Origin of the sequence: Curtobacterium sp. MCLR17_042 (genome assembly GCF_003234695.1) — a bacterium.
Lineage (GTDB): Bacteria > Actinomycetota > Actinomycetes > Actinomycetales > Microbacteriaceae > Curtobacterium > Curtobacterium flaccumfaciens.
Map to the genome: position 1 here is coordinate 131,141 of NZ_QKTD01000008.1, position 13,369 is coordinate 144,509.

9 protein-coding genes, 1 tRNA gene and 1 pseudogene are annotated in these 13,369 nt (G+C 71.9%); 2 read left to right on the forward strand and 9 right to left on the reverse strand.

Going from position 1 to position 13,369, the window contains the following annotated elements; genetic code table 11:
- Nucleotides 1–89 precede the first annotated feature (89 nt).
- The 5 genes from DEJ02_RS09990 to DEJ02_RS10010 all read right to left on the reverse strand — a co-directional run bounded on the left by DEJ02_RS09990 (nt 90) and on the right by DEJ02_RS10010 (nt 7,227).
- On the reverse strand, nt 90–2,441 hold the full coding sequence (locus DEJ02_RS09990; protein ID WP_181440319.1) for a DUF3488 and transglutaminase-like domain-containing protein: 2,352 nt from the start codon (nt 2,439–2,441) through the stop codon (nt 90–92).
- Between the two features lie 5 nt (nt 2,442–2,446).
- The gene (locus tag DEJ02_RS09995) at nt 2,447–3,688 is read right to left on the reverse strand and encodes a DUF58 domain-containing protein (RefSeq protein WP_181440320.1); all 1,242 of its coding nucleotides are present in this window, start codon (nt 3,686–3,688) and stop codon (nt 2,447–2,449) included.
- 89 nt (nt 3,689–3,777) lie between these two features.
- Entirely contained in the window at nt 3,778–4,782 is a 1,005-nt protein-coding gene (locus tag DEJ02_RS10000; protein ID WP_071406487.1) for a MoxR family ATPase, read from the reverse strand.
- 202 nt (nt 4,783–4,984) lie between these two features.
- Nucleotides 4,985–5,989 (reverse strand): sugar phosphate isomerase/epimerase, encoded by a 1,005-nt coding sequence (locus DEJ02_RS10005; RefSeq protein ID WP_111032895.1) that lies wholly within the window; start codon nt 5,987–5,989, stop codon nt 4,985–4,987.
- On the reverse strand, nt 5,986–7,227 hold the full coding sequence (locus DEJ02_RS10010; RefSeq protein WP_111032897.1) for a Gfo/Idh/MocA family protein: 1,242 nt from the start codon (nt 7,225–7,227) through the stop codon (nt 5,986–5,988). Before DEJ02_RS10010 ends, DEJ02_RS10005 begins: the two co-directional genes overlap by 4 nt.
- Before the next feature lie 116 nt (nt 7,228–7,343).
- On the opposite strand from DEJ02_RS10010, the gene DEJ02_RS10015 reads away from it, so the two are divergent.
- Nucleotides 7,344–8,348: a LacI family DNA-binding transcriptional regulator gene (locus DEJ02_RS10015; RefSeq protein ID WP_111032899.1), complete on the forward strand. Its 1,005-nt coding sequence runs from the start codon at nt 7,344–7,346 to the stop codon at nt 8,346–8,348.
- Nucleotides 8,349–8,425: 77 nt separating this feature from the next.
- A pseudogene (locus DEJ02_RS10020) lies at nt 8,426–8,731 on the forward strand (MFS transporter); the annotation flags it as partial.
- A gap of 65 nt (nt 8,732–8,796) precedes the next feature.
- Here DEJ02_RS10020 and DEJ02_RS10025 read toward each other — a convergent pair.
- The 4 genes from DEJ02_RS10025 to DEJ02_RS10040 all read right to left on the reverse strand — a co-directional run bounded on the left by DEJ02_RS10025 (nt 8,797) and on the right by DEJ02_RS10040 (nt 13,163).
- Nucleotides 8,797–8,886: transfer RNA gene (locus DEJ02_RS10025), tRNA-Ser, on the reverse strand.
- A gap of 522 nt (nt 8,887–9,408) precedes the next feature.
- Nucleotides 9,409–10,731 (reverse strand): LCP family protein, encoded by a 1,323-nt coding sequence (locus DEJ02_RS10030; protein WP_111032954.1) that lies wholly within the window; start codon nt 10,729–10,731, stop codon nt 9,409–9,411.
- Nucleotides 10,732–10,903: 172 nt separating this feature from the next.
- Nucleotides 10,904–11,584 carry a GntR family transcriptional regulator gene (locus DEJ02_RS10035; protein WP_111029874.1) on the reverse strand — a complete coding sequence of 227 codons (681 nt, stop codon included), beginning with the start codon at nt 11,582–11,584 and terminating at the stop codon, nt 10,904–10,906.
- 169 nt (nt 11,585–11,753) lie between these two features.
- Nucleotides 11,754–13,163 (reverse strand): MFS transporter, encoded by a 1,410-nt coding sequence (locus tag DEJ02_RS10040; RefSeq protein ID WP_181435862.1) that lies wholly within the window; start codon nt 13,161–13,163, stop codon nt 11,754–11,756.
- Nucleotides 13,164–13,369: the final 206 nt, after the last annotated feature.

Below are 13,369 nucleotides of genomic sequence, written 5' to 3' on the forward strand. Positions count from 1 at the left end.
ACGGTGCGAGGTTCCGTAGTCCGTGCGAGGCCGCGCCGGTCGCACGGAGTACGGAACCTCGCACCACTCGGCGCACCCTCGCGCCCGCGTCAGGCCGTGCGACGATCCCGACGGCGGGGCTTCGGCCCGTCGTGGGACCAGGCGGACGACGGCAGCAGGCTCGGCGGCAACAGGCGCGACCGCACGACGCGCACCGTGGGGACCGAGGCGTCGAGAGCCCCGCGAGCGTCGCGGACGTGACGTTCCAACGCCGCCGTGTCCACCGATGCGGCCCCGTCGGCGGCGAAGCGCTCACGATCGACCGCATCGACCGCGGCCTCCAGGTGCGGCACGACCGACTCCGGCAACCCGGGCCGCAGGCGTCCGAGCACGGCTCGGGCGGTCCGGGCCACGGCGGCGGCGTCACCCGGCGGCGCGAGGCCCGGGGCGTACCCGTGGTCGGCGACGTCGTCGAGCAACTCGCGCCACGCCTGCACGGCAGGTGAGCGCCCGGCGGCGATCGCCGACAGCCTCGACCGACGGCGAACAGCACGCACGAGGCCCGGGGCGACGAGGACCGCGAGCACGAGCAGCAGGCCCACGAGCAGCCCGACCGGTCCTCCGCCGCCGCCGGTGCCGGAGGCACCCGTGGCACCCGGAACCGGGGACGCCGACGGGGTCGGTGACGCTGACTCGTCCGCCGGGGTGGTCTGCTCGGGCGCCGGCAGCGGGGTCTCCGGTGCCGCCGCGGTCGGCGAGGCCGAGGGCTCCTCGGACGGCGCGGCCTCGTCGGAGTCGGGCGTCGGCTCGAAGGCGACCCACCCGGCGCCCTGGATGTAGAGCTCCGGCCAGGAGTGCAGCTGCCGGTTCGACACCGCGTACTCGCCGTCGGGCTGCGGCGACCCGGCACGGTACCCGACCGCGATGCGCGAGGGGATGCCGAGCGTGCGGGCCATCACGGCCATCGCGGACGAGAAGTGCACGCAGTACCCGTCGCGGACCTTCAGGAACGTCGAGACGACGTCCATGCTGTCGCCGTCGTAGCCCTGCTCGACGGGGGCGGTCTCGGAGTACGTGAACAGGTCGCTGCGGAACCACTGCTCGAGTGCCCGCGCCCGCCCGTAGTCGTCGGTCGCGGCGGCGGCGACCCGGGTCGCGGTGGTCGAGATGTTGGCGGGCAGGTCGTCGGGCAGGGCGAGGTCGGTGCGCAGCTGCTGGCGGCTGGGCTCCCGGAAGCCGCGGCCGTCGGAGCGGGCGAGCACCCCCGAGGCGGCGACCGCGTCGAGGTAGTCGTTGGCGAACGTCGAGGCCCCGTACACCTCGTACATCGCGCCGCGGGCGGTCGCGGCACCCGTCGACCGGACGGTGCTCGAGTTCCCCATCCACCGCCACTGCGACAGGTCGAGGTTGGTGGACTGCGACTCGATCGACACCGCACCCGACGGCACCGGCAGGTAGGTACTGGACAGCCCGGTGATCCGGACGGTCACGTCGCCGCGGCTCGCCAGGCGCGGGTTGACGCCCTCGGCCCACTGCTGTTCGTCGGCGGTGTCGGCTTCGGCCGCGTTCGTCACGGTCGGCACCCAGTCCCCCGTGCCGAACTCGTCGAGGTCGGCGAGCTTGAGGTACTCAGGCTGCCCGTCGGACGAGCGGTACCGGAACACCTCGAGCTCGCTCGGACGGCGCAGGTCGTTGCCGAGTTCGAGCAGGGTGCCGGGCCGTCCGGGCTGGATCGGCGACTGGATCGCACCGGTCACGCCGGACAACCAGCTGGCGTTGAGCGGCACGATCGTCGGCAGCCCGATGGCGACGACGAGCCCGATCGCCCCGACGACCGCGGCCGGCAGTGCACGCTGCACCGGGCGCACGGACAGCCAGAGCAGGGCGAGGAACGCCACCGCCGTGGTGATGACGAGCGGGGTGCCGGCGGGCTGCCCGGTGATGACACCCGGCACGATCAGGATGACGAGGGCCGGCGCAGCGGCGAGCGACGGGATCCGCGCGATGGCGGCGAGGAACAGCGAGACGGCCGCCACCCAGCCGATCGACGCGGTGACGACGAGCCGGATCGCGTCGGTCTGCGGCAGTGGTGCGGGGTTCAGGCGGATCGCGGCGAGCGTCTCCCCGAGAGCCCCGTCGGCGTCGAGCCACCCGAGCGGTTGGATGTCGTTGACGAGGGCTGCGGCGCACGAGCAGGCGATGACCGTGCCGACCAGGACGACGAAGCGGATGCCGGGCGTCTGGCGGCGCACCGCGAGCATCACGGCGACGAGCACGGCGACGACGACGACGCCCGATGTCCACCAGGCGATGCCCTGCACGAGCGGCCGGATGGCGAGGGCAGCGAGGAGCACGGGCACCGGTGCGAGGGCCACGACCCAGGCACTCGGGACGTCACGCAGGTCGTCGTCGCGGTCGAGGATCTCGCGCACGTCGGCACGGCCACGCGCCGGTGCGCTCACCCCGGTCACCGGGCGGCTCCGGACGGCGTCGCGCCGACGACCGGCACCACGAGGGTCCGCCAGCCGCCGCGGTCGAGGATGCCCCGCACGGCGGGGTCCGGCGGCACGATCGTCGCCAGGATGCCGCGGCTCGACCCGCTGGTCGCACTGACGAGTTCGGCGGCTTCCTCCGCGGTGCAGGTGCCCGTCACGACGGCGGTCATGCCGTGCACGTCGCGGCCACGGACCTCGGGCAGGACGTCGGTGACTTCGCGGGCGTCGGAGCGGAGCCGGACGTCGGCGAGCCCGACGAGCACGTCGGTCAGCCCGCCGACGTCGCCCGCGTGCCGGGTCGCGCCTTCGGGACCGTCGAACACGAGCACGACACGAGAGGTCCGGGCGGCGAGCGCCCGGGCAACGCTGGCGGCCACCACGACGGCGTGCTCGAAGGCCTGGTCGCCGCCCAGGTCGGAGAGCTCGGCGAGGTCCTCTCGACCGAGCCGCTGGTAGGACTCGCGCCGGACGTCGAGGGCGATCACGGCCTCGGGCGGCTGGGCCTGGGTGGTCTGGCGGACGTGGAGTTCCCCGCGCCGTGCGCTCTGGGCCCAGTGCACCCGGCGGATCGGGTCGCCCGGTCGGTACGGGCGGAGTTCGCTGTCGTCGGCGGAGCCACCCTGTCCGACCCGGCCCTCGTCGGCCGAGACCGCACCGGCGAGCGCCCCGGCGTCGATCGCCCCGAGGGGTGCCGAGGCCGGGACGACGACGACCTCTTCGGCCGGGACGACGGGACGGTCGATGCGGAGCAGGCCGAACGGGTCCTCGACCCGGATCGTCACGGGTCCGACCAGCGAGCGGCCACGGTGCATCGCGAGTGCCTCGACGTCGAGCACTGCCGGCGGCAGGTTCGGCCCGACCTCGGCGTAGGTCTCCGCCTCGGCCAGGCTGGCGAAGGCGTCCTCGAGTTGTTCGCGCACGAGCAACGTCGCCCGCGGGCCGATCGGCAGGCTGGTGCTGCCGAGGGTGATGCGTTCCCGGTAGACCTCGCCCACCTGCACGATCGCCCGTGCGGTGCTGCGGCTGCCGCGGAGCGGGGTGGCGACGACGAACGCCATCACGATGCCGAGCACGACCAGCACGAGCAGCAGCAGGCCGGCCGTGACGGCCACGCTCGTGGTGCCGACCAGACCGCCGCCGACCAGGCCGATGCCGACGGCGATGACCGTCCAGCCCCGGATCGTCGGGCGCGGGAACGGGGTGCGTCGGGCCAACGACAGCCCCCGGCGGCCGAATCGTGCCGCCGTGGACCGTGCGGCACCGACGCGTCGCAGCAGCGACGGCGGTGCCGATGGACCGGCCATCAGGAGCGGACGGGGGTGGCCGTGAACGGGATGGCGGTGTCGGAGACGATGCGGACGACGATCTCGCGCACGGTGTCCTCGCCGGTGCCGCCGAGCCCACGGGCGACCGGCACGAGCCGGTGCGCGAGCACGATCGGGGCGAGCGTCGCGACGTCGTCGGGGGTGACGAACGGGCGGCCGAGCAGGGCTGCGTGCGCACGGGCTGCCTGCGCCAGGTGCAGCGTCGCGCGGGGGCTCGCACCGAGCACGAGGTCGGGGTGAGTGCGCGTCGACCGGACGATCGCGATGATGTAGGCCTCGACGTCGGGGGCGATGTGCACCCCGGCGACGGTCTCGATGATCGCCCGCAGCGTGGTGACGTCGACGATCGGCCGCAGGCGCGACAGCGGGTCGCTGCCGCCGCGGTTCGCGAGCATCTGCCGTTCGGCGTCGACGCTCGGGTAGCCCATCGCGATGCGCGCCATGAAGCGGTCGCGCTGCGCCTCGGGCAGCGGGTACGTGCCCTCCATGTCGATCGGGTTCTGCGTCGCGACGATCATGAACGGCCGGTCGAGCGGACGCGTCACACCGTCGACGGTGACCTGCGACTCCGCCATCGCCTCGAGCAGGGCCGACTGGGTCTTCGGGCTGGTGCGGTTGATCTCGTCGCCGATGACCACGTTCGCGAACACCGGGCCGGGCGAGAACCGGAAGGTGCCGGACGACTGGTCGAAGATGTTCACGCCCGTGACGTCGGACGGCAGCATGTCCGAGGTGAACTGGATGCGGTTCACGGATCCGCCGACCGAGGCGCCGAGCGCCTTGGCGAGCACGGTCTTGCCGACGCCGGGGACGTCCTCGACGAGCAGGTGCCCCTCGGCGAGCATCACCGTCAGGGCCGTGCGGATGGCTTCCGCCTTGCCGTCGATCACCGTGGCGACGGAGGCCACGATGTCATCGCCCACCGCCCGCACGTGTTCGAGCGGGAAGGCGGGGTGGGTCGGCTCCGGCACGCAGGGCTCCATCGTCGGGGACAGGTGTCGTGCATGCTACATCGGGCCGGTGACAGCACCCGGTACGGGTGCACGGACTGGTCGTTCCGCGCACCCGTGGCCGATCCGCGTGTGGTGGGGCCGGGAGGCACGGCCCACCACACGCCGATCCGTCACCCGGTGCGCGGAACGGTTCACGGGCCTCCAGACAGTGACCGGGTCGGCTGACGGACCGTCAGGACCGGGGCGCCAGCGCCGCGTCCGCGGCGCGCAGCACGCGTGCGGCGACCGCGACCCCTTCTTCGCGCCCGAGCTCGGTGTCCTCGTGCTCGATGTTCACCCACATGTCCGGGTCGATCGCACGCAGGGCCTCGAGGAACGTCGTCCAGTACGCCTCGTCGTGGCCCTTGCCGAGCGCGACGAAGTCCCACGCCGACGGTTTCGGCCACTCGTTCGCCCACTCGTCGCCGCCGAGGTTCGTCCGTGATTCGTCCGGCGACAACCGGCGGAACGAGTTGTCGAGCACCCCGTTGATCGCGGCGTGCGGGTTGATCCGGACGTCCTTCGCGGCGGCGTGGAACACGAGCGGGCCGAGGTCGTGGGCGACCGCCACCGGGTCCATCTGCTGCCAGAACAGGTGCGAGGCGTCGAGCTCGACCCCCACGTTGGTCAGCCCGCCGCGCTCGACGAGCTCCCGGATCGACGCCGGGTTGAACACGAGGTTCTGCGGGTGCAGCTCGAGTGCGACCTTGACGCCGTGCTCCCGGGCCAGGGCGTCGATCTCCTGCCAGAACGGCACCGCGACGCTCCACTGGTGCTCGAGGACGTCGAGCGCAGCCGAGTTCCAGGCGTTCACGATCCAGTTCGGCCGCGTCCCGCCCGGCTCCCCCGCCGGCAGTCCGGACATCGTGACGACGCGGTCCTGCCCGAGGCGGGCCGCCAGGCGGATGCTGCGCCGGACGTCCTCGGCGTGCGCGGGACCGATCGCCGGGTCGGGGTGCAGCGGGTTGCCGTTGCAGTTGAGCCCGGCGATCTCGACGCCGGTCCCCGCGAACTGCGCGAGGAACGCGTCACGCGCCCCGTCGTCCTGCAGGATCGCGTCGATGTCGGGCACGTGCACCGGGGGCAGGAACCCGCCGGTGTTCAGCTCGATGCCGGTGAGGCCGTTGGCCGCGATGACCCGGAGTGCGTCGGCGAGGGGCCGGTCGTGCAGGATCGCGTTGTAGAGACCGAGCTTCATGCGCGGACACCACCCTCCGTGGTCGGGACGACGGCGTCGGCAACGTCGACGGACGTGCCCCCGGCCGCGGCGGACCGTGCCACCGCGTCGAGGACCTCCATGTTGTGCACGCCGTCGTCGAACGTGGCGTTCGCGGGCAGGGCATCGGGCACGGCGCCGGACAGCCCCGCGATCTCGTCGAGGAACGCCCGCGCCTGGTACTCGAACATCTGGTTCTGCCCCCAGCCGACGCCCGGGGCGTCCATCGCCATGCCACCGGCGACGTAGGGGTGGTCCGGGCCGAGCACGACCTGGCGGTACCCACCCAGACGCGAGCCGTCGGACTGCAGCGCGAGGCCGATCTCGGAGGCGCGCTCCTGGTCCCAGCGGGCGGCGCCGCGCTCGCAGAACACCTCGATGACGAGGCCGTTCGGGTGCCCGGCCGCGACGCGGGAGGCCTCGAGCGACCCGACGACCGTGCCGTCGCCGAAGCGTGCACTGAACGTGGCGTAGTCGTCGTTACCGACGGCCGCGGTCTCTCCGGTGAGCGGGACGGCCTGCCCCCGCAGGGCGTGACCGGCCGCCACGGGTCGCTCGGTGATCGACGTGGTGAACGTCCCACCGCTGACGCTCCGGACCGGGCCGGCCAGGAACTCGGCGACGTAGGACAGGTGCGAGCCGACGTCGGCGAGCGCCCCGGAGCCGGGCGCCCCCGCGAAGCGCCACGAGAACGGGACGTCGGGCGAGGCGCCGTAGTCGGTCCAGTACCGGCCGGAGACGTGCAGGACCCGGCCGAGCGTGCCGTCCTCGACGAGCTCCTTGATGGCGGCGAGACCGGGAGCTCGGCGGTAGGTGAACCCGATGCGCCCGAGCACCCCGCGCTGCTCGGCCTCTGCCGCCGCGGACGCCATCGCGCGGGCATCGTCGAGCGAGTCGGACATCGGCTTCTCGCACAGCACGTGCTTGCCGGCGGCGAGCAGGCCCTCGACGATCTCGCGGTGCAGGGTGTTCGCGACGACGACGCTCACCACGTCGATGTCGTCCGCCGCCGCGATGGCTCGCCAGTCGGTGTCGTGCCGCTCGTAGCCGAAGCGCCGTGCGGCCTCGGCGGCGAGGGGCTCGTAGACGTCGCCGACCGAGACGAGCCGGACCGGCGGCAGCGTCGAGGTGAAGAGGGAGGGTGCGTTCCGCCACGCAGCCATGTGGGCCTTGCCCGCCATGCCCGCGCCGATGACGGCGACGCCGATGCTGTCGCTCATGTTCTCTCCTTCGAGAAGGTCGCTGGATCCTGATTCTGGAACGTTCCAGAACGTGTCGGTAGACTGTAGCCGCACCAGCCCATGTCCTGTCAAGCACCGTGCCGGAAAGGCTCAGCGTGACCCCTCACCCGCCGACGATCATCGACGTCGCCGCACGCGCAGGCGTCTCGAAGTCCCTGGTGTCGATGGTGCTGCGCGACGATCCCGGGGTCTCCCCCGCCCGCCGCTCCGCGGTGCTCGCCGCCGTCGCGGAGCTCGGCTACCGCCCGAACCGCGCCGCCGCCATCCTCGCCGGCACCCGGACCCGCACCATCGGGGTCATCGTCGACGACTTCCGGAACCCCTGGTACGTCCCGATGCTCGACGGCATCCGCGAGGCCCTCGCCCCGCACGGCCTCCGCCTCACCCTCGCCGACACCCGCGCCAACGCCCACCTCGACTCATCCCCGTTCGACGACCTGGTCTCCCTGCGGGTCGACGGCGTGGTGCTCGCCGCCGAGGGCTTCCCCGACGTCGTCGTCCCCGCCGACACCCCGGTCGTGGTCGCCGGCGCACGCGAGGACGTCCCCGGCGGACTCGACGTGGTCGCCTCCGACGAAGCCGCCGGCGGGCGGTTGGCAACGGATCACCTGATCGACCTGGGTCACCGCCGCATCACCCACGTCACCGGCTCGGGAGGACCGGCTGCACTCCGCCGCGACGCCACCGTCGCGCAGCTGGTCGCGTCCGGCATCGAGCCGCTGGTCTACGGCTCCGGCCCGACCTCGGAGACGACCGGCTACGAGGGCATGCAGCTCGCCCTGCGGGAGCACCCCGACCTGACCGCGGTGTTCGCCGCGAACGACGTCATGGCGATGGGGGCGATCGCCGCCGTGCAGGAAGCCGGACTCCGCGTACCGCAGGACGTCTCGGTGATCGGTAACGACGAGACCCCACTCGCCGCGTCACCCCTACTGCGCCTGACGACGGTCGACCCGCACAACGACGAGGTCGGGCGCCTGGCGGCTGCGCGGTTGGTCGAGCGGATCGGCGCGGATGCAAGGGCGCCGGCAGATCCCATCCGGACGCTCGTGCCGCCGACGCTCGTCGTGCGGTCGACAACGGGGCCGCCGCGCGCCTGAGGGGCGACCGCCCCGGGGCCGACGCCGGCGGGGCGGAGGTGTGCCGGGCCTCCAGGCCGGGTGCGAGGTGACCCGGGGTGCTGATGGGGGCGTTCGGGTTCGCGACCGTGCCGGCCCTGCAGACGCGGGTGATGCAGTACGCCGACCACGCGCCGACCCTGGCGAGCGGGGCGAACATCGCCGCGTTCAACCTCGGCAACGCGCTCGGGGCCTGGATCGGCGGCCTGACCATCGCCGCCGGGCTCGGGTACACGTCGCCGATCTGGGCGGGGTCGGGGATCACCCTGGCGGCCGTGGTGCTGACGCTCGTGGCGATGGGCGCGGTGCGTCGGGGGCGCGCGGGAGTGCGGACCACGACGACGGGGAGCATCGCGACGGTCTAACGCGGGCGCTTCGGTGCCAGCAACGACGAAAGCCCGGTCCGATCGGACCGGGCTTTCGTGGAGTGCGGAGACGGAGGGATTTGAACCCTCGGTCCCCTCAAAGGGGACTCCACCTTAGCAGGGTGGTGCACTCGGCCGGACTATGCGACGTCTCCAAGCACTCTCGCGAGCGCTGCGACCACCATACAGGAGGACCGCGCCACTCTCGACCCGACGCACACCCGCGCGTGGCATGACGCGTCGCACTCGGTCCCCCGAAGTGGGGACACGGTGGGCTTGTCGGGGCGTACCCCACTGCATAGCATCATCGGGACGCGGCAATCACGTTCCGGGGCTCGTCCCCGTCGTCGCGACACAGCACCCGACGTCGTTCCACGTGCGGGCCCGGCGCGCCCGATCGCGTGGCGCCCGGCGGGGAGCGACTTCCCCTGGGGGCGCGGCCCACCACCGCGCCCCCGTTTCCGTGTTCGGGGGCGGGTGCACTGCTGACGTTCGGGCGCGCGAACGCACGCACGGCAACGGTCGGGCCCACGATAGCGACACTGCGCCGCCGAGCTCGGCCGTCACGGGCGCCAGGGCGACAGAGTGCCGCGAAGGTTCGGCGGCAGTCTGTCGCTTTCGCGGAAGGGGGCAGGGGCGGGAGGCGGCAAGCAAGCGACCGTCCGTCCGCCCGCGCCTCAGTACCCGAATGCCTTGGAGCAGGTCTGCTGGTCGGCGGACTGGCCCTCGAGCCCGTCGATGGTCTCGGGCGTCGCCGAGGGGGTACGCGGCGCAGCGGACGACGGCGCCGCCGGTGTCGCGGGCTCCGGCGCAGCGGCCGGCGACGACGGTGCAGCGGTCGGCTGCTGCGGACTCGGCTGCGTCGGGTTCGTCTGCGTCGGGTTCGTCTCCGACCCGATGCCCGTGCTGTCCGCCCCGAGGGAGAACGACTGGTCGGCCTTGATCTTCGCGAACAGCCGGTCGGCCAGGTACGTGGTCGGTTCGACCTTGCCCTCGTAGACACCGGTGCCGCCCGTGGTGCCCGGGTACTGCACGAAGTTCACCTGCGCCAGCGGCAGGTCGCGCAGCGCAAGGCCCATCTGCACCATCGTCCCGATGTCGTTCAGGCTCTGGGACAGCTGCATGTTCGACGCCGCCGCCCGGGCCAGCTTGTACAGGCGGGCCGGCGAACCGAGGGTGTCGTTCGACTTCACGGTGCGGAGCAGCGACGACAGGAACACCTGCTGGCTCGAGATCCGGCCGAGGTCGGATCCGTCACCGACCCCGTGCCGGGTGCGCAGGAACGCCAGGGCCTCGTCGCCCTGCAGGGTCGAGGTGCCGGCGGGCAGGTTCAGCCCGGTGTACGAGTCGGTGATCGGCTGGGCGACGCAGACCGGCACGCCGCCGATCGCGTTCGACATCTCGATGACGCCCTTGAACGACACCGCGGCCGAGTACTGGATGTCGAGCCCGGTCAGCCCGGCGACGGTCTGGGTGACGCAGTTCAGGCCGCCCTCGCCGAACGAGGTGTTGATCGGCTGCGCCGCCATCGCCGGGGCCGTGCCCGTGCCGTCGGTCTTCTTGCAGGCCGGGATCGGGGTGACGAGGTCGCGCGGGATGCTCACCGCGGTCGCGTTGGTGTGGTCGGCCGAGACGTGCAGCAGGATGTTGACGTCGTTGAGGGTCGCATCACGCTCCCCGAAGGCCGCACTCTGCTCGGGGTCGTTGTCGGTGCCGACGACGAGCATGTTGAACCCGCCCTTGAAGGCACTGATCGGCTTCGCGCCGCCCTTCGCCTGCGGTGCGGGCTGGCCCTGGATCTCGACGCCGTCACCGAGGTCGTCCGTGACCTGCTTCGCCGCGATCGCCGTGACCGAGACCGAACTCACCAGGGCCACCGCGACGACCGCGGAGACCGTCTTGGCAGCGGTCGCGAAGGGGCTCGAGCGCCGCAGACGTCCGTGCCGTGCGATCCCGGACGCTCGGTTCAAGCGGTGGGATCGATCGCGGACGTCGTTCACGGGCACTCCTGTCGTCGGTGGACACGCCGGGGACGGCAACCGGTCAAGGCTGCCACGACGTTGCCTGACGATCCAGTGCGAGGGACACCGGTGGCGCCCACTGCTCGGTGCCGCGACCTGCGGATCCACGGCGGTCCGCGCGGACCTGAGCGGATCCGCAGCCGAGGTCCGTTCAGGCGGACACGACCACCCGGAAGCGGTCCGGCAGGGCGATCAGGGCGGACGACAGGTCGAGGAGCGCGGCGGCACAGTCGTCGAGGGCGTCTCGCTCAGCAGCGGCCACGGCCCGCTCGACGATCTCGACCCGTCGTCGCCGGTCGACCACGGCATCGATCCCGTTCGCCAGGGCGACGTCGTCGGTGAAGAACATGTCGAGCACGATGCGCTGCGACAGCAACCAGTCGCCACTGACCGACGACCCGCGGCGCCGCAGGTACCAGGCGCCGAGTTCGACGAAGGCACCGGCCTCGGTCCAGCACTCCCGCAGCCACACCTTGTCGAACCGGTCGTGGTACCCGACGGAGTTCGACGGCGGATCGACGAGCAGAGCCTGGGCGATCCGCAGTCGCTCGATCATCTGGTCGACCGACCACTGCGAGATCACGACACCGACGTAGCGCTGCACGCTGGCCAGCTGCAGGGACTCGAGTGTCACGAGGGCTTCGCGCACCGGTGTGCGCGACACCCGCATGTCCGATGCCAGGGTGTCGAGCCGCAACCGCTGCCCGCGGCGGTACTCCCCCCGCAGGACGTTGTCGAGCAGTCGCAGGAACACCGCGTCGCGCAGCAGGCTGCGACGCAGGCCGTGGGGATCGAGGCCGCCGGCACCGGCTCGGATGGGGGTGTGCTCCATCAGCCCAGGCTCACGCACGGACGGCACCCCCGAGGCGAGGGCGGTCGCTGCCGTGGATCGTGGTCGCCGGTGTCGCGCTGTGGAGGAGTGCCATGCAGGCACAGTGACAGCGCTGCGACGGCGGCGCTAAACACTCTGAATACAGAATGTCAGGCCGCCGCCGCAGGGCTCACCTCCGGTCGGACTTCGCGTCCCCGGTGAGCACCGAGAGCGGTTGGGTGACGTCCTCCAGCCCCTTCCGCGCGGCGTCGACCCCGAATATCAAGGCCACCACGCCGCCGCCGATCATCACCGCGGATCCGAGCAGGTACCCCCAGAACAGCGGCTCCCGCGACGAACCGTCACCGATGAAGGCACCGTAGATCGCCGGCGCGACCGCACCGAAGATCTGCGCCAGGGCGAAGAAGTACGAGATGGCCTGCGACCGGAGCTCGAGCGGGAAGATCTCGCTGACGGTCAGGTAGGCGCTCGACGCACCGGCCGAGGCGAAGAAGAACGAGACGCACCAGAACGCGACCTGCACCGTCGCCGAGATCGCGTCCGCCCGGAACAGGAACGCGGACGTGGCGAGCACGAGGCCCGAGACCAGGTACGTCAGGAAGATCATCTGCCGACGACCCCAGGTGTCGAAGAAGCGCCCCAGGATGATCGGGCCGAGCAGGTTGCCGATCGCGAACGGGAAGAAGTAGACCGCCGTCTCCGCCGTCTTCAGGCCGAAGAAGTTCGTGAGCACCAGGGCGTAGGTGAAGAAGATCGCGTTGTACAGGAACGCCTGCGTGATCATCATCGTCGCGCCGACGAGCGTTCGGGTCGGGTACTGCTTCAGCAGCACGCGCGCGATGGCCAGGAACCCGACGCGGTCGGTCGGCGTGACGGTCATCGCCTTCGACTGGTCGACCTCCGGCAGCGGCTTGCCGGTCGCCTTCTCCACCGACGCCTCGATGCGGGAGACGGTCGCCTCGGCCTCTTCCTCGCGCCCGTGCGTCATCAGCCACCGCGGACTCTCCGGGATGTGGCGTCGCAGGAAGATGATCGCGATGCCGAGCACCGGGCCGAGGAAGAACCCGATGCGCCAGCCGATGTTCTCGGCGAAGTAGGACGTGTCGAGCAGGTAGATGTTCGCGAACGCGCCGAGCGCGGCACCGCCCCAGTACGTGCCGTTGATGGCGATGTCGACGTGCCCGCGGTACTTCGCCGGGATGAGCTCGTCGATCGCCGAGTTGATCGCCGCGTACTCGCCGCCGATGCCGAGCCCCGCGACGAACCGGAAGGCCGCAAGGAACCAGAAGTCCTGCGCGAGGCCCGCGATGCCCGAACCGATCAGGTAGATCGCGAGCGTCAGGATGAACAGCTTGCGCCGACCCAGCCGGTCGGACATGCGCCCGAACACCAGGGCACCGACGACCTGGCCGACCAGGTAGATCGTGCCGAGGGACGTCACCTGCTGCGTCGACAGGTTCAGGTCCGCCTGGAAACCCGCGTTCGAGACGATCTGGATCTCGAGACCGTCGAGGATCCAGGACACGCCGAGTCCGACGACGACGCTCCAGTGGAACCGGGTCCACGGCAAGCGGTCCATCCTGGCGGGCACCAGGCTCTTGATGGTTGCGTTCGCGCTTCTCACGAAATGGGACCGTACGCCGAGATCGCCGATGTGGTTCAGATGCGGAACGAGCAACCGGGGGCGGAGCCGGATCCCCCTACTTCGAATCCGGCTCCGTCGCCGGGATCTCAATGATCGCAAGTGCGATGGAAACCCACAAGCGGACGGGAGGCGCGGTGCGG

Coding starts and splice junctions, on each gene's coding strand:
- DEJ02_RS10000 (WP_071406487.1), bottom strand. CDS start 4,782: ATGGAGCCCTGCGTGCCGGAGCCGACCCACCCCGCCTTCCCGCTCGAA.
- DEJ02_RS10005 (WP_111032895.1), bottom strand. CDS start 5,989: ATGAAGCTCGGTCTCTACAACGCGATCCTGCACGACCGGCCCCTCGCC.
- DEJ02_RS10010 (WP_111032897.1), bottom strand. CDS start 7,227: ATGAGCGACAGCATCGGCGTCGCCGTCATCGGCGCGGGCATGGCGGGC.
- DEJ02_RS10035 (WP_111029874.1), bottom strand. CDS start 11,584: ATGGAGCACACCCCCATCCGAGCCGGTGCCGGCGGCCTCGATCCCCAC.
- DEJ02_RS10040 (WP_181435862.1), bottom strand. CDS start 13,163: ATGGACCGCTTGCCGTGGACCCGGTTCCACTGGAGCGTCGTCGTCGGA.